Source organism: Streptomyces sp. NPDC051677 (genome assembly GCF_044453465.1).
Classification (GTDB): Bacteria; Actinomycetota; Actinomycetes; order Streptomycetales; family Streptomycetaceae; genus Streptomyces.
The window spans coordinates 139,242-157,325 of sequence record NZ_JBITCT010000005.1 but is presented as its reverse complement, the minus strand read 5'-3'; the positions used below and the strand labels follow the sequence as shown (position 1 = coordinate 157,325).

General features: G+C 71.8%; 14 protein-coding genes. 10 read left to right on the top strand and 4 right to left on the bottom strand.

Annotation, left to right across the window (positions count from 1 at the left end; genetic code table 11):
• The first annotated feature begins 130 nt into the window (after positions 1 to 130).
• On the top strand, positions 131 to 1,282 hold the full coding sequence (locus tag ACIBAF_RS07850; RefSeq protein WP_399462253.1) for an adenylate/guanylate cyclase domain-containing protein: 1,152 nt from the start codon (positions 131 to 133) through the stop codon (positions 1,280 to 1,282).
• Positions 1,283 to 1,313: 31 nt separating this feature from the next.
• On the opposite strand, the gene ACIBAF_RS07845 is transcribed toward ACIBAF_RS07850, so the two are convergent.
• A complete protein-coding gene (locus tag ACIBAF_RS07845; protein ID WP_399462252.1) occupies positions 1,314 to 2,048 on the bottom strand; it encodes a hypothetical protein in 735 nt (244 codons plus the stop codon).
• Positions 2,049 to 2,287: 239 nt separating this feature from the next.
• Between ACIBAF_RS07845 and ACIBAF_RS07840 the strand changes: the two genes are divergently transcribed.
• From ACIBAF_RS07840 to hutH, 3 genes are all read left to right on the top strand, one after another.
• Positions 2,288 to 3,091, top strand: a complete 804-nt coding sequence (locus ACIBAF_RS07840) for an enoyl-CoA hydratase/isomerase family protein (protein WP_399462387.1) — start codon at positions 2,288 to 2,290, stop codon at positions 3,089 to 3,091.
• Between the two features lie 111 nt (positions 3,092 to 3,202).
• Positions 3,203 to 4,354 (top strand): diguanylate cyclase domain-containing protein, encoded by a 1,152-nt coding sequence (locus ACIBAF_RS07835; protein WP_399462251.1) that lies wholly within the window; start codon positions 3,203 to 3,205, stop codon positions 4,352 to 4,354.
• A 139-nt stretch (positions 4,355 to 4,493) separates the two neighbouring features.
• The gene (gene hutH / locus ACIBAF_RS07830; RefSeq protein ID WP_399462385.1) at positions 4,494 to 6,032 is read left to right on the top strand and encodes a histidine ammonia-lyase; all 1,539 of its coding nucleotides are present in this window, start codon (positions 4,494 to 4,496) and stop codon (positions 6,030 to 6,032) included.
• A gap of 68 nt (positions 6,033 to 6,100) precedes the next feature.
• Here the strand turns inward: hutH and ACIBAF_RS07825 are convergent, their stop codons facing one another.
• Entirely contained in the window at positions 6,101 to 6,886 is a 786-nt protein-coding gene (locus tag ACIBAF_RS07825; protein WP_399462250.1) for a hypothetical protein, read from the bottom strand.
• Positions 6,887 to 6,928: 42 nt separating this feature from the next.
• The gene (locus ACIBAF_RS07820; protein ID WP_399462249.1) at positions 6,929 to 7,276 is read right to left on the bottom strand and encodes an LPXTG cell wall anchor domain-containing protein; all 348 of its coding nucleotides are present in this window, start codon (positions 7,274 to 7,276) and stop codon (positions 6,929 to 6,931) included.
• A gap of 109 nt (positions 7,277 to 7,385) precedes the next feature.
• Here ACIBAF_RS07820 and ACIBAF_RS07815 point away from each other — a divergent pair, with 109 nt between their 5' ends.
• The 5 genes from ACIBAF_RS07815 (at position 7,386) to ACIBAF_RS07795 (ending at position 15,056) form a co-directional block, all read left to right on the top strand.
• A complete protein-coding gene (locus ACIBAF_RS07815; protein WP_399462248.1) occupies positions 7,386 to 7,754 on the top strand; it encodes a hypothetical protein in 369 nt (122 codons plus the stop codon).
• Positions 7,755 to 7,955: 201 nt separating this feature from the next.
• On the top strand, positions 7,956 to 9,218 hold the full coding sequence (locus tag ACIBAF_RS07810) for an Ig-like domain-containing protein (protein WP_399462247.1): 1,263 nt from the start codon (positions 7,956 to 7,958) through the stop codon (positions 9,216 to 9,218).
• Between the two features lie 156 nt (positions 9,219 to 9,374).
• On the top strand, positions 9,375 to 10,850 hold the full coding sequence (locus ACIBAF_RS07805) for an ABC transporter permease (RefSeq protein WP_399462246.1): 1,476 nt from the start codon (positions 9,375 to 9,377) through the stop codon (positions 10,848 to 10,850).
• Between the two features lie 36 nt (positions 10,851 to 10,886).
• Complete coding sequence (locus tag ACIBAF_RS07800; protein ID WP_399462245.1) at positions 10,887 to 11,573, top strand: ABC transporter ATP-binding protein; 687 nt, start codon at positions 10,887 to 10,889, stop codon at positions 11,571 to 11,573.
• A 147-nt stretch (positions 11,574 to 11,720) separates the two neighbouring features.
• On the top strand, positions 11,721 to 15,056 hold the full coding sequence (locus ACIBAF_RS07795; RefSeq protein WP_399462244.1) for a S8 family serine peptidase: 3,336 nt from the start codon (positions 11,721 to 11,723) through the stop codon (positions 15,054 to 15,056).
• A gap of 174 nt (positions 15,057 to 15,230) precedes the next feature.
• Here ACIBAF_RS07795 and ACIBAF_RS07790 read toward each other — a convergent pair whose 3' ends face one another.
• The gene (locus ACIBAF_RS07790) at positions 15,231 to 16,985 is read right to left on the bottom strand and encodes an RNA polymerase sigma factor (RefSeq protein WP_399462243.1); all 1,755 of its coding nucleotides are present in this window, start codon (positions 16,983 to 16,985) and stop codon (positions 15,231 to 15,233) included.
• Positions 16,986 to 17,271: 286 nt separating this feature from the next.
• On the opposite strand from ACIBAF_RS07790, the gene ACIBAF_RS07785 reads away from it, so the two are divergent.
• A complete protein-coding gene (locus tag ACIBAF_RS07785) occupies positions 17,272 to 18,063 on the top strand; it encodes a group II truncated hemoglobin (RefSeq protein WP_399462242.1) in 792 nt (263 codons plus the stop codon).
• Positions 18,064 to 18,084 lie beyond the last annotated feature (21 nt).

The window sequence follows — 18,084 nt, the reverse complement described above, 5'->3', positions numbered from 1 at the left end:
ACCGGAACCGTCGACGGGAACGCCGGGCGCCATGCTCCCTGCCGAACGGAACGGAGTGAGCTGGGGCACACCTGCCGTAGAGTTGAGGCCGGTCGATACCTGACCGCGGAAGATCGGAAGGGCAGCAGGCGTGACCGTCGACGACACGGGCTCCGGCGCGGGCGCGGACGGCCGGGTAAACCTGCCGGCCGCCGAACCCGGCGAGCCGGGCGACCCCGGTGAGGACCCGCATCCTCTCGCGCTGCGCCTCGAACAGCTCATCCTCGGCGCCGAGCGGCGCTACACCCCCTTTCAGGCCGCCCGCAGCGCCGGCGTCTCCATGGAGCTGGCGTCGCGCTTCTGGCGGGCCATGGGCTTCGCCGACATCGGGCAGGCCAAGGCGCTCACCGAGGCCGACGTCCTCGCCCTGCGGCGACTGGCGGGTCTCGTCGAGGCGGGGCTGCTGAGCGAGGCGATGGCCGTGCAGGTGGCGCGGTCCACCGGGCAGACCACCGCCCGGCTGGCGGAATGGCAGATCGACTCCTTCCTGGAGGGCCTGACCGAGCCGCCCGAGCCGGGCATGACCCGCACCGAGGTCACGTATCCCATCGTCGAGCTGCTGCTGCCCGAACTGGAGGAGTTCCTCGTCTACGTCTGGCGGCGCCAGCTCGCGGCCTCGGCCGGCCGGGTCGTGCAGGCCGCGGACGACGAGGAGATGGTCGACCGGCGGCTCGCCGTCTGTTTCGCCGACCTCGTCGGCTTCACCCGGCTGACCCGCCGCATGGAGGAGGAGGAACTCGGCGAACTCGTCGAGGCCTTCGAGACCACCTCCGCCGACCTGGTCGCCGCCCGCGGCGGACGCCTGATCAAGACCCTCGGCGACGAGGTGCTCTACGCCGCCGATGACGCGGGCACCGCCGCCGACATCGCGCTGCTGCTCGTCGAGACGATGAGCAACGACGAGACGATGCCCGAACTGCGCGTCGGCATGGCGTTCGGCACGGTCACCACCCGGATGGGCGATGTCTTCGGCACGACCGTCAACCTGGCCTCGCGGCTGACGTCGATAGCGCCACGGGACGCCGTCCTCGTCGACAGCGCGTTCGCCGAGGAGCTGATCCGCACCGGCGACGCCCCGGCCTCGGAGGCGGAGGCCGCGGAAGAGGCGGCCGCCGCCGAGAAGGAGGGCGAGGAGCCGCCCACCTACCGCTTCGCGCTGCAACCCATGTGGCAGCGGCCGGTGCGCGGTCTCGGCGTGGTCGAGCCCTGGCTGCTCACCCGTCGCAACAGCGAGGACGTCTGAACCGCCGCCGGGCCGGAGCTGTAGCCGCCGGCTAGAGCTTCGGCACCGGTGCGCCCAGCGGGTCCACGCAGAGGCCGACGACCGGGACGCAGACGCCCGGCTGTCCCGGCTTCTCCGGCTGGGGCGCGGGCGTCGCCGCCGTCGGGGCGGCCGGTGGCGTCGGTGTCGCCGTGGGCCGCGGGGCGGCCGTCCTCGCGGGCGCGGGCGCCGGGGCGTGGGGCGCGACCGGAGTGTAGGTGGCGCCGGGGGTGAGGGCGACGGACGTGGGCGAGCCCGGGGTGCCGGGGACCAGGCCGACCTCGGGAGCGGGGCTCGCGCTCGCTCCTCCCATGGCGCTGGGCGCGGTCGGGGTGGCGGCGACGGGGGCGGCCCCGTCGGCCGAGCGGCCTGTGCCCTTGCCGGGTCCCGTTCCCGTGCCGGCGCCAGCGCCGATGCCGCTCCCCGTACCCGCACTCGTACCCGTACCGGGGTCCGTGTCCGTGTCCGTGTCCGCGTCCGTGACCGGGTCGGGCTGGGATTCGGCCTCCGCCGCGCCCAGGCCGGTGACGTCGCCCGAGTGGGGAGTCAGCCGGACGAGGCTCAGCATGCCGGCGGCCAGCGCGAGGCCGCCCGCGGCGAACAGCACCTTGCGGGGGCGGGGGCGGCGGTGCCTGCCGCGGGCGCGCGGGGCCCACAGCGGGCCGGCCTCCTCGGCAGGCGCCCCGTCCCAAGCCGCCGTCGCGTCCTGACGTGCCGGATCGTCCAGCCCGGTCCGCGTGCTCGTCATCGCGCGTTCCCTCCCGATGCGGTCGCGCCCCCGATGCGCCGGGGCGGACGCACGGTATGCGCTCCCGTGGGCGGTGCGGGGGGAGTTGGGCGGGATGTCACCCGAACGGGTGGGCGGGGCCGCGTCGGGCGACGATTCCGCTCTTTCGCCCGTGGAGCCCGGCTGCGATGATCGGGCGAGCGAAGAATGTTAACCCGCGTTAACCGGAGGGTGTCGTGAGCGGTGTCATGGGCGGTGTGGTGGACGAGGAGCGGTTCGGGGAGTTCGTGCTGGTGCGGCGGCACGGGGACGGCGGGCACGTCGCGGAGCTGGCCCTCGACCGGCCGAAGGCCATGAACGCCGTCTCCACCGACATGGCCCGGTCGATCGCCGGGGCGTGCGCGGCGCTGGGCGAGGACCGGGACGTCCGGGCGGTCGTGCTGACCTCGACGCACGAGCGGGCGTTCTGCGTCGGCGCCGACCTGAAGGAGCGGAACTCCTTCAGCGACGCCGAGCTGGTCCGGCAGCGGCCGCTCACGCGCGGGGCGTACACCGGCGTGCTGGAGCTGCCGGTCCCCACGGTCGCGGCGGTGCACGGCTTCGCGCTGGGCGGCGGCTTCGAACTGGCCCTGGCCTGCGACGTGATCGTGGCCGACGGCACGGCGGTGGTGGGACTGCCCGAGGTGTCGGTGGGCGTGATCCCCGGGGGCGGCGGGACGCAGTTGCTGCCGCGCCGGGTGGGGGCGGCCCGCGCGGCCGAGCTGATCTTCACGGCGCGTCGGGTGGAGGCGGCCGAGGCGCGGGAACTGGGCCTGGTGGACGTCCTGGTGGAGGAGGGGCGGGACCGGGAGGACGCGCTGGCGCTGGCCGCGCGGATCGGCGCGAACTCGCCGGTGGGTCTGCGGGCGGCGAAGCGGGCGCTGCGGCTGGGGCAGGGGCTGGACCTGCGGGCCGGGCTGGAGGTGGAGGACGCGGCGTGGCGGTCGGTGGCGTTCTCCGGGGACCGGGCGGAGGGCGTGGCGGCCTTCAATGAGAAGCGGAAGCCGCAGTGGCCAGGTGAGTGAAGCCGCAGTGGCCGGGTGAGTGACCGCTTTTCGGGGCCCCGTCCGCCGGTCGTGTCACTCTATGTGGTCCTCTGTGTCTCTTTTTCACCTAAATATCCCTAGCCTGGGGAGATGGGTGAGGACAGACGCCTGGTGGCCGTGGTGGCGCTCGCGCAGGGGATGGCGGCCGCGCACACCCCCCGCGAGTCGTGGCGAGCGGCCGCCCTCGGGGCCTGCCGGGCGCTGTCCGGAGGCTTCGCCGCGCTCTCGGTGTGGGAGCGGGATTTCGGGCGGCTGCGCGTCCTGGCGAACGTGGGCGACCGGGCCGCCGACGAGGACGAGTTCCCGGAGGACGAGGCCTACCCGGTGCACCAGTTCCCCGAGATCACCGAGTTCCTGCACGAGCGCTGGGTGGCCGGCGGCGAGCCCAACGCCTGGGTCGAGACGGCCCAGGGGCTCGCCGCGGGACGCCCCGGCTACTGTCACCAACGGGTCGCCGCCCTGCGCCGCCGCAACCGCGGCTCCTGCGTGGTCGCGCCGATCGTGCTGCACGGCCGGGCCTGGGGCGAGTTGTATGTCGCCCGCTCCGCCGGCACCCCGGTCTTCGAACGGGCCGACGCCGACTTCGCGACCGTCCTCGCCGCCGTCGTCGCCGCCGGGCTCGCCCAGACGGAGCGGCTGGAGGAGGCCCGCCGGCTCGCCTTCACCGACGCGCTCACCGGTCTGGCCAACCGCCGCGCCGTCGACGTACGCCTTGAGGAGGCGGTCGAGCGGCACCGGACGGAGGGAGTCGTCGTCAGCCTCGTCGTCTGCGACCTCAACGGGCTGAAGCGGGTCAACGACACCCTCGGGCACGCCGTCGGCGACCGGTTGCTGGAGCGGTTCGGGTCGGTGCTGTCGCTGTGCGGGGCGATGCTGCCCGGCGCGCTGGCCGCCCGGCTAGGCGGGGACGAGTTCTGTCTGCTGGCCGTCGGGCCGACCGCCGACGACGTCGTCAAGGTCGCCGACGACCTCTGCCGCCGGGCCGGTGAGCTGGAGCTCGGCGAGGGCGTGGCCTGCGGGGTGGCCTCCACCGGGGATCCCATCGGTCCCGTGCGCTCCGCCCGCCGGCTCTTCCGGCTCGCCGACGCAGCCCAGTACCGTGCCAAGGCCGTACGGGCCGCCCGTCCGGTGGTGGCCGGGCGGGAGGGGCCCGACGACCCCGTCGTCCGCCTGGCCGACGAGCCGCCGTCGGGGGCGCCGGAGCGGCCCGCCGAGCGGCGGCGGTTCAGGGGGCGGCCCTGACGCGGTGACTGTGACGTCACGCGACTGTGACGTAAGGCGACTGTGGGCGTAAGGCGACTGTGACGTATTCGGTAAGGGGCGAACCCGGCCCCCACTGGTGACATCCTCGTCTTCACTGCGTACGCTCCTGAATATGGATATGCACACTGTGGTGGTGGGGACGTCCGGGGTGACCGCGTCCGACGTGCTCGCCGTGGCGCGCGACGGCGCCCGCATCGAGCTCTCCGCGGAGGCGGTGGCGGCTCTCGCCGCGGCCCGCGAGATCGTGGACGCGCTGGCGGCCAAGCCCGAGCCCGTCTATGGCGTCTCCACCGGTTTCGGCGCGCTCGCCACCCGGCACATCAGCCAGGAACTCCGCACCCAGCTGCAGCGCAACATCGTCCGCTCGCACGCCGCCGGCATGGGCCCGCGCGTCGAGCGGGAGGTCGTCCGGGCGCTGATGTTCCTGCGGCTGAAGACCGTCTGCTCCGGACACACCGGCGTCCGGCCCGAGGTCGCGCAGACCATGGCCGACATCCTCAACGCCGGCATCACCCCCGTCGTCCACGAGTACGGCTCCCTCGGCTGCTCCGGCGACCTGGCCCCGCTCTCGCACTGCGCCCTCACGCTGATGGGCGAGGGCGACGCCGAGGGGCCGGACGGGGCCGTGCGCCCCGCCGCCGAACTCCTCGCCGAGCACGGCATCGCCCCCGTCGAGCTGCGCGAGAAGGAGGGCCTGGCGCTCCTCAACGGCACCGACGGCATGCTCGGCATGCTGGTCATGGCCCTCGCCGACCTGGACCTCCTCTACAAGTCCGCCGACGTCACGGCCGCCCTGTCGCTGGAGGCCCTCCTCGGCACCGACAAGGTCCTCGCCCCCGAGCTGCACGCCATCCGCCCGCACCCGGGTCAGGGCGCCAGCGCCGCCAACATGCTGGCGGTCCTCGCGGGTTCGGAGCTCACCGGCCACCACCAGGACGACGCGCCCCGCGTCCAGGACGCCTACTCGGTGCGCTGCGCCCCGCAGGTCGCCGGCGCCGGCCGCGACACCATGGCGCACGCCCGGCTCGTCGCCGAACGCGAGCTGGCCTCGGCCGTCGACAATCCGGTCGTCCTCCCCGACGGCCGCGTCGAGTCCAACGGCAACTTCCACGGCGCCCCGGTCGCCTACGTCCTGGACTTCCTCGCCATCGCCGTCGCCGACCTCGCCTCCATCGCCGAACGGCGCACCGACCGGCTGCTGGACAAGAACCGCAGCCACGGCCTGCCGCCGTTCCTCGCGGACGACGCCGGCGTCGACTCCGGCCTGATGATCGCCCAGTACACGCAGGCCGCGCTGGTCAGCGAGTTGAAGCGACTGGCCGTCCCGGCGTCCGCCGACTCGATCCCGTCCTCCGCGATGCAGGAGGACCACGTGTCCATGGGCTGGTCCGCCGCCCGCAAGCTGCGCACCGCCATCGACGACCTCACGCGCGTCATCGCCGTCGAGCTGTACGCCGCCACACGCGGCGTGGAGCTGCGCGAGGGGCTGACCCCGGCGCCCGCGACCCGGGCGGTCATCGACGCCGTGCGCAAGGCGGGCGTCCAGGGCCCCGGCCCGGACCGGTTCCTCGCGCCCGACCTCGCGGCGGCGGACGCGTTCGTGCGCGACGGACGGCTCGTCGCGGCGGTGGAGACCGTCACCGGGCCGCTGCGGTAAGGCAGTCGGGGCCCCGCCGTACGCACGCGGTGAACGCGACGGCGGGGCCCCTGCACGGGTCCAGTGGGCTACTTGAGCTTGGCGACCTGTGCGTCGATCACGGCGACCGGGACGGGGCCCATGTCCCCGCCCTGCACGAGCTTGCCGACGTCCATCGTGAAGAACGTGGCGAGGGTGCCGCCCTTGCGCACCACCTCGGTGTGGGCGGTGATCTTCTGGCCCTCCACCGTTGTCTCCTGGAGGAACGCCACCGACTCCTCGCCCTTCCCGGAGCCCTTCTCCGCGGCGACCTTGACGACCTTCGAGGCTTCACCGTCGACGTTGAAGCCGTACCCGCCGGCGCAGGCCGCCACCCCGTCGGACAGGGCCTTCATTGTCTTTTCGGCGCCGTCGGCCTCGTAGGACGAGAGGCCGACGTACGTCATCTTGATGCTGAAGGCTTCCTCGAGGTCCTTGGGCTGCGCGGTGGCGGCCGTCGGCTTCTCCTCCGTGAGGCTGTTGGTGGCGTTCGCGTCCGTGTCGCCCGGAGCGAGCCCGTTCGTGGCCCAGGCGATCGGGTTGCACGCCGCCTTGTCGACCTTCAACGCGGACTTGGAGGTTGTGGCGGACGGGTCCTTCGGGCCGACCTTGTAACCCTTGACGTCGCCCTGGGCGAGCAGCAGCTTCTCCAGCCCGGCCGTGGTGAGCGCCTTCGCCGCCGGGGCCGACGAGGAGGTGGACGCCGATGCGGAGGCGGACGACTTGGAGTCCGCGGTGTCCTTCGACCCGTCGTCGGAACAGGCGGTGAGGAGGGAGAGCGACAGTGTGCCTATTACGGCAGTGGCGCACAGCCGCGCCCCCGATGATCTCTTCATGAGCGAACTATGAAGAGCCCGTCAAAGAATCGTCAAGTTAATTCAAAAACCCAGGCGTTCCCGGCGAACCGAATAGACGACGAAGCCTGCGCCGAGGGCGAGGAGCGTGGTCCCGCCGACGACGTACGGGGTCGTGTCGAAGCTTCCGGTGTCGGCGAGCCGGGCGCCGTCGTCGGCCGTGGTTCGGGCCGACGTCCCGGCCGACGTCCCGGCCGACGTCTCGGACGTCGTCGTCGATGAGGCGGCCCGTGCCTGGGTCGTGACCTGCGTCGCCGTTTCCGCTCTGGCCGGGGCGTCCTGGGACGCGTTGGCGGACGGGACGAACCACAGGGCGCCCAGCAGGGTCCCCGCGGCGGTGGCGGTCAGCAACGGACGGCGAACGGATGACACGGAATATCGATCCCCTTGTGACGCTGGCGAATTGGCCGTGTGGCCCGATGCTAATGAAAGGCGCGGGTCGCGGGAAAGTTGCCGGAGCTGTGAGCCGTACGCTCCGGCCATGAACACTGCAGAGACATCACGTTTTGTACGGCTTCGGGTGGAGCTCGTGCTCGAAATTCACGACGACGACGCCGTGGGCGCGGCGGCCCTGCGGCGGCTGGCCGCGGACGCGGAGCTGCCGGACGACGAGCGCGCGCACGCCGAAGGCGCTGTGACGGAAGACACCGCCGAGGCCCTCGCCTATCTCGTCGACCCGTTCGACCTGGTCAGTCAGGTTCCCGGGGTGGAGCTCCAGCAGGCCTCCTGGTCCAGCGAGCGGATCGACTACGACCCGGATTCGCCGGAGTGGGACCTCGACGACGATGATGTCGACCATGATGGGGAGTCCGACGACGAGTCGGACGACGAAGAGGTCGGCATCGGCTGAGCGTCTTGGGGAAACCGTGACCCCGGACGGCAACCGCCTTCCGGGGTTTCTTCGTCTCAGCAGGCGCACGAACCGACACCCGCACCAACCGCGCCATGAACGTGGCGTGCCCCACACCTTCGGGAAATGTGGAACGGGCCGAACCGGTCGTGGCGTTGATGTTTCCTGACGGGGACTCCCGGGGTTCTGTAATCGGCAACGATGGAGAAGCGTGTGATGACGGACAGTAGGCGGCGTCGGGGTCTCATGGCCGCGTCCGCACTGCTCGGCGGTGTTCTGGTGCTCTCTGCGTGTTCCGGCGGCGACAGCGACGCCTCCGACGGCGGAGGCAGCTCCTCGCAGGCCAAGGCCGACGAGGCGGCGGCCAAGAAGTCGTCCGAGGCCCAGATCAAGATCACACCTGCGGACGGCTCGGACAACGCCTCCATCAACAACTCGGCGGCCGTCACCGTGAGCAAGGGCACGCTCACCGAGGTGACGATGACCACCGCCGAGGGGACCGCCGTCCAGGGCACGCTCTCCGCCGACAAGACCAGCTGGAAGCCGAACAGCCAGCTGGAGCGCTCCACCACCTACAAGGTGGCGGCCAGCGCGAAGGACTCCGCGGGTCTCGCGGCCCACGAGAACGCCTCGTTCACCACGGTCTCCCCGAACAACAGCTTCATAGGCAACTTCACCCCCGAGGACGGCTCGACCGTCGGCGTGGGCATGCCGGTGTCGATCAACTTCAACAAGGCGATCACCAACAAGGCCGCCGTCCAGAAGGGCGTCACGGTCACTTCCACCAGCGGTCAGGAAGTCGTCTGCCACTGGTTCTCCGCCCAGCGCATGGACTGCCGGCCCGACGACTACTGGAAGGAGAACTCCACCGTCACGCTGAAGCTCGCGCTCGACGGTGTGGAGGGCGCCAACGGTGTCTTCGGCGTCCAGCAGAAGACGGTCACCTTCAAGATCGGCCGCAACCAGGTCTCCTACGTCGACGCGAAGACCAAGCAGATGAAGGTCACGCACAACGGCGCGGTCATCAAGACCATCCCGATCTCCGCCGGCTCGCCCGACAACAAGACATACGAGGGCAAGATGGTGATGTCGGAGAAGTTCAAGGAGACGCGCATGAACGGCGCGACCGTGGGCTTCACCGACGACGACGGCAAGGGCGAGTACGACATCAAGGACGTGCCGCACGCCATCCGCCTCACCAACTCCGGCACCTTCGTGCACGGCAACTACTGGGGCGCGAAGTCCATCTTCGGCTCGGTGAACACCAGCCACGGCTGCGTGGGCCTGTCCGACACCAAGGGCGCCAACGACACGGGCACGTCGGGCTACTGGTTCTACACCAACTCGATCGTCGGTGACGTCGTGGTCGTCTCCAACACCGGCGACAAGACGGTCGCGCCGGACAACGGCCTCAACGGCTGGAACATGGACTGGGCGCAGTGGAAGGCGGGTTCGGCCGTCTGAGAGGGATCCTGACGGCCGGTCCGCACAGCTGACGCACAGACTCCCGATGCCGCCCCCAGGGGCGGCATCGGTGTTTCCGGGGGCGGCCACAGCCTTCTCATCGTTCTCTTATGTCGGCCTTATGGCTTCATCACGCGCCGTACCTACCTTGCGGCCATGTTCTTCACCTACCTGAGGCGCGAACTGCGCCGCCGCAGAAAAGCGGCCCTCGTCGTCGCCTCCGGCCTCGCGCTGGGCATCGCGCTGGTCATCGTGGTCACCTCCGTGTCCTCCGGCATGGGGAAGGCGCAGGACAAGGTCCTGCAGTCGCTGTACGGCCTGGGTACGGACATGACGGTCACCAAGGCGGCGGCGCCCACCGCGAACGCCTCGGACCGGCCGCGCTTCCAGTTCGACGCGCAGGACAACGACTCCGACGCCGAGCAGAGCACCGACCGCGTCCTGGTGCAGGGCTTCCAGACCCTGTCCACCGCGACCGTCGCCAAGGTCGGCAAGCAGAGCGGCGTCTCCGACGCGGTCGGCGGGCTGAGCCTTCAGGTCATCAAGATCAACGGCCAGTTCACCCGCGGCCAGTTCCAGCAGAACGGCAGCGGCAACGGCAGCGCCGACGGCGGCGGCCAGGGCGGTCCCGACCGCGGTCAGGGCAGCGGCCGGCCGCAGGGTGAAGTGCAGGGCGGCGGCGCCGACTTCGACGTCAACAACTACTCCGTCTACGGCGCCGACGTCACCCAGCCCGCACTCGGCCCGCTGACCTCCTCCACGATCACCAGCGGCCGCACCTTCAAGACCACCGAGACCACCGGCAAGGTCGCCGTCCTCGACTCCGCGTACGCCAAGGAGAAGTCGCTCAAGGTCGGCTCCACGCTCACCATCGGCAAGGTCACGTTCTCGGTGATCGGCATCGCCACGGCCGACAGCGGCGACGCCGCCGCCAACGTCTACATCCCGCTGGCCCAGGCCCAGACGCTGAGCGACTCGAAGAACAAGGTCACCACGATCTACGTCAAGGCGACCGACTCCCAGAAGATCGACAACGTCAAGTCGACGATCCAGAAGAACGTCTCGGGTACGACGGTGACGACCTCCGCCGACCTCGCCGACACCGTCTCCGGCTCCCTCTCCACGGCCTCCTCCCTGGCCGGCAACGTCGGCAAGTGGCTGTCCATCGCCGTCCTGATCGCCGCCTTCCTGGTCGCCGGTCTGCTCACCTCCTCGGCGGTCTCCCGCCGCGTCCGCGAGTTCGGCACGCTCAAGGCGCTGGGCTGGAAGTCCGGCCGGGTCACCCGGCAGGTCGTCGGCGAGGCCATGGTCAACGGCCTGCTGGGCGGCGCCCTGGGCATCGCGCTCGGCCTGGCGGGCGCCTACGCCGTGACCGCCGTCAGCCCCACGCTGCAGGCCCAGTTGGGCGGCGGGGGCGGCGGCCAGGGCGGTCCCGGTGGCGCCGGCTTCGGCGGTCCCGGGCGCCGGGCGGCGGCCAAGACCCTCGACGTCGCGCTGACCGCGCCGGTGAGCGTCACCACGGTGGCCATCGCGGTGGCTCTCGCCGTGGCCGGCGGTCTGATCGCGGGCGCGTTCGGCGGCTGGCGGGCCTCGCGACTGCGTCCGGCGGACGCGCTGCGCCGCGTCGAGTAGCCAACCCACCTACCAGCTCCAGGAGTTGTTGTCCCCATGTACGAACTCAGAGGCGTCACCAAGCGCTACACCCGGGGCAAGGAGACGGTCCACGCCCTGGACGGCGTCGACCTGACCATCCCGGACGGCGACCGGCTCGTCATCCAGGGCCCCACCGGCGGCGGCAAGTCCACGCTGCTGCAGATGATCGGCGCGCTCGACCGGCCCTCCGAGGGCGAGGTCGTCCTGGACGGCGTCGACCTGGCCAAGCTCTCCGAGGCCAGGCTGACGAAGGTGCGCAGCGAGAACATCGGCTTCGTCTTCCAGTCCTTCAACCTCATCCCCACGCTCAACGCGCAGGAGAACGTCGAGACCGCCCTCGTCCCGCTCGGCGTGAAGCCCAAAGAGCGTCGCGAACGAGCCGCCGAGGCGCTGACGTCGGTCGGCCTCGGCGAGCGGCTCGGGCACCTGCCGTCCGAGATGTCCGGCGGCCAGCAGCAGCGCGTCGCCATCGCCCGCGCGCTGGTGAAGAAGCCGAAGGTGCTGCTCGCCGACGAGCCGACCGGCAACCTCGACGAGAGCATGCGCGACGAGATCATGGACGTGCTGCACACCATGTGGAAGGAGCACGGGCTGACCTTCATCATGGTCACTCACGACTCCTCGATCGCGAAGAAGGCCCCGCGCGTGGCGACGATCCGCAAGGGGAAGATCACGGTGAAGGAGAACGCGGCGTCGGCCTGACGCGGTAAGTCTGACGCGGTGACTCCGACGCGGTAACTCCGACGCGGTAACTCTGACGTGGTAGTCCTCAAGTTTGGCGTACTTCTGGCGTATTGATGCGTCTGATCACCCCCCGGCATACTTCTAGGTGTTCCGGGGGGTTTGCGCATGAAGCGTGCAATGACGCATGTCCGAGCGGCGGTTGTCGTCGCTGTACTCCTACTCTTCGCGGGCTCGATCGGCCCGGTGGCAGCCGAGCCCACAACCCATGCCAGTGCCGGTGCCAGTGCCGGTGCCGGTGCCGGTGGCGGTGCTGCCAGAGGGATCGATCGGCAGCGTCACCTCACCCTCATCACCGGCGACCGGGTCACCGTCGACGGCAGAGGGCGGGTCGTCGGCCTCTCCCGCGCTCCGGGGCGCGCCCACATTCCCGTGCAGATCCGCAGGCGGGCCGGCCACACCCTCGTCATCCCGGCGGACGCGGCCGCCCTGGTCGCGGCGGGCAGGCTGGACAGCCGGCTCTTCGACGTCACCGAGTTGAGCGGGTCCGCGCGCGGCGGTACGGCGTTGAAGGTCATCGTCGGCTACCAGGGCGCCGCCACGGCGGCGAGGGCCGACGTCCGTGACGCGGGCACCGTCCGCCGCACCCTCACGTCCCTCAACGCGGACGCCGTGCAGACCCCGCAGCAGAACACGCCCGAGCTGTGGGAGGCGGTGACGAACGGCGACCGTGCGGCCGTCGGCGTCGCGCACGTGTGGCTCGACGGGATCCGGCGCGCGAGCCTCGACAGATCGGTCCCGCAGATCGGCGCCCCCAAGGCGTGGGCGGCCGGTTACGACGGGAAGGGCGTGAGGATCGCCGTCCTGGACACGGGCATCGACACCACCCACCCCGACCTCAAGGGCCAGGTCGTCGAGGAGAAGAACTTCTCCACGGCCGCCGACGCGAAGGACCGCTTCGGACACGGCACGCACGTGGCGTCGACGGCGGCCGGCACCGGCGCGAAGTCCGCGGGGAAGTACAAAGGCGTCGCCCCGGGAGCCAAGCTCCTCAACGCGAAGGTGCTGAACGACGAGGGCGAGGGCGAGGACTCCTCGATCATCGCCGGCATGGACTGGGCGGCCCAGCAGGGCGCCGACATCGTCAACGTCAGCCTCGGCGGCCCGGACGCCCCGGGCGCCGACCCGATGGAGGCGGAGGTGAACAAGCTGTCCGCCGAGAAGGGCATCCTCTTCACCATCGCGGCAGGCAACTCCGGCCCGGAGTCGCTCGGTTCACCGGGCGCCGCCGACGCGGCCCTGACGGTCGGCGCGGTCGACGGCAGGGACCGGCTCGCGGAGTTCTCCAGCACCGGCCCGCGCGTCGGCGACGGCGCGATCAAACCCGACGTCACCGCACCCGGAGTCGACATCACGGCCGCCTCCGCGCACGGCAGCTTCCTCGCACGGGAGGAGGGCGAGAAGCCGCCGGGCTACCTCACCCTGTCGGGTACGTCGATGGCGGCCCCGCATGTGGCGGGCGCGGCGGCGATCCTGAAGCAGCGGCACCCGACGTGGACGTACACACAGCTCAAGGGCGCGCTGGTCGGCTCGGCGCAGGGCGCCGGCGGGCTCACCCCCTACGCGCAGGGATCGGGGCGTATCCGCGTCGACAGGGCGATCGGGCAGACGGTCGTCGCGGACCCGGTGTCGCTGAGCTTCGGCGTCCAGCGGTGGCCGCACACCGACGACAAGCCGGTGACGCAGCAGCTGACGTACCGCAACCTGGGCCCGAAGGCCGTCACCCTGAAGCTGACGGTCACGGCGACCGACCCCAGGGGCAGGGTGGCCCCCGCAGGCTTCTTCACGCTCGGGGCGCGCACGGTGACCGTCCCGGCCGGCGGCGAGGCGAAGGCCGGCGTACGGGTCGACACCCGGCTGGGCGGGACGCGCGACGGCGCGTACTCCGCGTACGTGACGGCGACGGGCGGCGGACAGTCCGTGCGTACGGCCGCCGCCGTGCAGCGCGAGGTGCAGTCGTACGACGTGACGCTGAAGCACATCGGCCGCGACGGCGCCCCGGCGGCCGGCTACGACACGGCCCTGCTCGGCTACACGGGCCTGGCGACCGACCGCGCCTACCAGGCGCCGACGGCGGCCTCCGGCACGACGACCCTGCGCCTGCCCAAGGGCGGCTACCTGCTGGACGCGTGGATCGCCGCGGACCTGGTCGGCTTCAAGGGCGGGGTGGACTGGCTGGTCCAGCCGAAGCTGAACGTCACCAGGGACACGACGGTGACGATCGACGCACGGCGGACACGGACCGCGGACATCACGGTCCCGGACGCCGGGGCGAAGCCTGTGTCGGCCACGATCTCCTACCTCCACGGTCCGTCCGGCGCAGGCGTGGGCCTGAGCCTGGGCTCCTTCGCCGACCTGCGCATGGCCCACCTGGGCCCGCCGACGAACGGTCTGACGCAGACCTGGAGCGGACAGTGGGCCAAGGGCGCGACGGCGGAGTACGACGTGGCGACGACGGCCAAGGCGCCCGCGATCCAGGGCGCGAGGGTGCGCCACTTCAAGGCGGCGGAACTGGCGACGGTACAGAACACGCTGGGCGCGTCGGCGCCCGGCAAGACCGGCGGCCTCACAGTCTGGGGCAGCCTTCCCGAGGACCTGGTCCTGGGTCTCCCGGTCGCCCAGCCCGTCCCGTCCGCCCGCACCCTGTACGTGTCGACGTCCGACAGGATCCAGTGGACGGTCGACTTCGAGCAGTACGGCGACGCCAAGGACGAGGACGGTCAGCCGATCGCCGAGGCCTACTACACCCAGGGCGACCCCCGCACGCTGAAGCCCGGCAGAACGTACAGGAACACCTTCAACCGGGCCGTCATAGGCCCGCACCTGGCAGCCGGCCACGGCCTCTTCCGGGACGGCGACACCCTCTTCGGCTACCTCCCCCTGTTCGCCGACTCCGCCGGCCACGCGGGCTCGTCCCGGTTCACGGAGGTGGCGACGACCCTCTACCGCGACGGCGCCAGGCTCGGCACGAACAAGGACCCGTTGTTCGGCGAGGAGGCGTTCAAGGTGCCGGCGGGCGACGCCCGGTACACCCTCACGACATCGGTGAGTCGGAGCGTGCAGGTCGCGACGGCGACGACCCGGGTCGTGGCGAGCTGGACGTTCCGCTCGAAGCGCCCGACGGGCGACACGGTGACGGCCCTCCCCGCCTCGACGGTCCGCTTCGGCGCGGCGACGGGTCCGGACAGCAGGGCGGAGGCGGGCCGGAAGACGCCGGTATCGGTGACGGTGGAGGGCGCGGCCCGCGGCACGAACCTCCGCTCGCTGACGGTGTGGGTGTCGTACGACCACGGGAGGACCTGGACCAGGAGCCCGGTGACCGGCGGGCGGATCACGGTGACGAACCCGGCGGCGGGCGAGTCGGTCTCCTTCCGCGCGACGGCAGTGGACCGGAAGGGGAACACCGGGTCGGTGTCGGTGTACGACGCGTACTACGCCAGGTAGGGGGACCGGCTTTCCAGGGGGTTCCAGAGGTGCTGTGCATCGCTGCTCTCCTTGGCTGGATGCGGATGCGGATGCGGATGCGGATCCGGTGCGCGGGAGGAGTCCCGCGCACCGGAGTGGTGGGGCGCAGCCGCGGACTTGTCCCCTCGTTTCCCACGTCTTCGGGGATGTTTCTCAGCCCGGGTTGTAACTCGTGGTCAGGCTCGTGGTGACGTCCCCTGCGACGGGGAATTCGCACACGGCCTCCGGGGCCCCGCCGGCGCAGGGAGCGCCCCAGGTGACGAGGCTGTCGAGCGGCGCGAGCCGCACGGTGTCACCGACGTGGACGGTGTAGGCGCAGTCCTTCGCCGGCGCCTCGTAGGCCTTGGAGCATGTACCGACCCCGGCGCCGTTGACCGCTACGGTCACACCACCGGCCGAAGGGGCGTTGAGGTGGACGACCAGCTTGGCCGGCGGCGGTGCGGGGGCCGACGAAGGAGGCGCTGGGGCGGACGGAGGCGGCGCGGGCTCGGCGGGAGGCTGGTCGGGTGCGGGGTCGGGGCCTGGGGAGGGGGCGGTTTCGCCGGGGGCGGAGGGGCTGGGCCCGTCGCTGGGCCCGTCGCTGGGATCGGTGCCGGTGCGGTCGCCCGAGCCGCCGGCGTCCCCATCGTTCCCGTAGGCCCCGCCCTTCGCGTCCTTCCCGCCCTTCCCGTGGCTGCTGGGGTTGCCCCCGTCCGGAGTCGTCTTCTTCCTGGCGCTGGACCCCGCGCCCCGGTCGCCGTCGCCGTCGCCGTCGCTGTCGCCGGGGCCAGGTGAGTGGGGTGACCAGGAGCCGGTGTCCGGGGCGCTTTCCGACGACGGTCGGCCGCCGGACGACCCGGGAGCGTCGGGATCGGTTACGACCGTGTCCGGGGACCGCCTGCTCTCCGCCTGCCAGACCACGCCGCCCGCGAGCGCGCCCAGCACGACGACCAGCGCGACGGCGAGCAGGCGTCCCTTACGCCGCGCCCTCTCCGCAGGGGGCTGTGGCCCGCCCCGGGCGAGGTCGTGTGCGAGGTCGTGCGCGGCAGCCGTGAGCTCGATGCGGTCGGACTCGGGCTCGTGCAGGCCGGAGCTGATGAGCAGGGGCAGCGTCCGACGCCATTCCTGCCGGAAGTGGTCCTCGCGGACTTCGCAGGCGGTGCACTGCCGCAGGTGCTTGTCGACCTTCAGGACGAGGGAGCGCGTCAGCGGTTCGTCGGACCTCCGCTCGCCCAGCACGTCGAGCAGCCGGCCGCAGGATGCCTCCCTGCCGCGGTCCAAAGCCTCCGCCGCGACGAGGTTGGTGACGAGGAGCCGCGCCAACTCCTCCGTCAGCAGGTCGGACTTGAACCGGCGCATCGTGGCGTCCGGAACCCCGAGCCGCCGCTTCAGTTCCTCGCCGTCCCAGCCCTCGCGCACATGCAGCCGGTAGACCGGCTGGAGCCGGGGAGGCAGGGCGCCCGCGAACCGGTCCAGGACGGCGCCCAGCTGATCGACCTGGAGGGCGAGCAGGACGCTGTCCTCCTCTTCGCCGACCGTCGCCGCGTTCTCGAACAGGGCCTGGTCGTGCGACGCGAGGACCTCCGGGGGACGAAGCCTGCGGTGGGGCCTGCGGTCCTGCGCAGGACCGGCGAACTGCGCGGTGCACTGGTGGTGGGTGACCGTCCGCAGCCAGCTGTGCAGCCCGTCCGGGTTCTCCATGCGGTCCAGCCCGTTCCACAGGGCCAGGAACACCTGCTGGGCGACGTCCTCGGCGAGGCCCGGATCGTCGACCCAGCGCCGGCAGTACGAGAGCACCAGCCGTCGGTGGCGGGTGAGAAGCTCACCGAACGCTCGGTCGCGCTCCGGCGACGGTGCTGGATGTGCCTTGAAGCGCTGGACCAGCGCCCTGTCCTCGGCACGGTGACGCTGGTCGATGCGGAACAACATGAACCCTCGCTCCTCCTCGGTCCGGCCGGGGAGTTCCCCGGTCGACCGAGGAGTGGGGCGCGGAGGGCCCGGCGTACCCCGCTACAGCGAAGAATTTCCGAGCCGTCGGGCGTGGGATCCTTCTCAACAGGGGCTCATGGCGGCCCAGTTGGGGAGGGCGGAAACGGAAGCGCCGCGCCCGCGCGCCCCAGCGCCCGCCCTGCGCCCGGGGGAGTCTCCTGTGCGCTGAGCGAACACGCCCCCGGAACAGCAGCCTCCGCCGCCTCTTTCGTGTTTGCGTGGGCCCATGACGGCAGCCGAGACAGCCAGCGCACCCACCACAGTCGAGTACATCCGGTACCGCATCCCCGCGGACCGGTCGGCGGAATTCCTCGCCGCGTACAGCCGCGCCGCGCGGCAGCTCGCCGAATCCCCGCACTGCGTCGACTACGAACTCGCCCGCTGCGAGGAGGACTTCGAGCACTTCATCCTGCGGATCACCTGGACGTCGACCGAGGACCATCTCCAGGGATTCCGCACCTCGGACCTGTTCCCGGCCTTTCTCGCGGAGATCCGGCCGTACATCAAGGACATCGACGAGATGCGGCACTACAAGGCCACTTCGGTGCGCGGCGCGGGCTCCGCCGTGCCCACGCTCTACGCGTGGGCGGGCGGGGCGGAGGCCTTCGCCCGGCTGACCGAGGTCTTCTACACGAAGGTGCTCGCCGACGACCTCCTCGCGCCGGTCTTCGCGGGCCTCGCCCCCGAGCACGCCGAGCATGTCGCCCTGTGGCTCGCGGAGGTGTTCGGCGGGCCGGAGACCTACTCGGCGACCCAGGGCGGGCACAGCCACATGGTGGCCAAACATTTCGGCCGCGACATCAGCGAGCCCCAGCGCCGCCGCTGGGTCAACCTCATCCAGGACGCAGCCGACGAGGCCGGGCTGCCGACCGACGCCGAGTTCCGTTCGGCGTTCCTCGCCTACGTGGAATGGGGCACTCGGCTGGCCGTGTACTTCTCCGGCCCCGACGCCAAGCCGCCGGCGGAGCAGCCGGTGCCGAAGTGGGGCTGGGGGGCGGCTCCGCCCTACCAGGGCTGAGTCACCTGGGCCGAAGCGGGG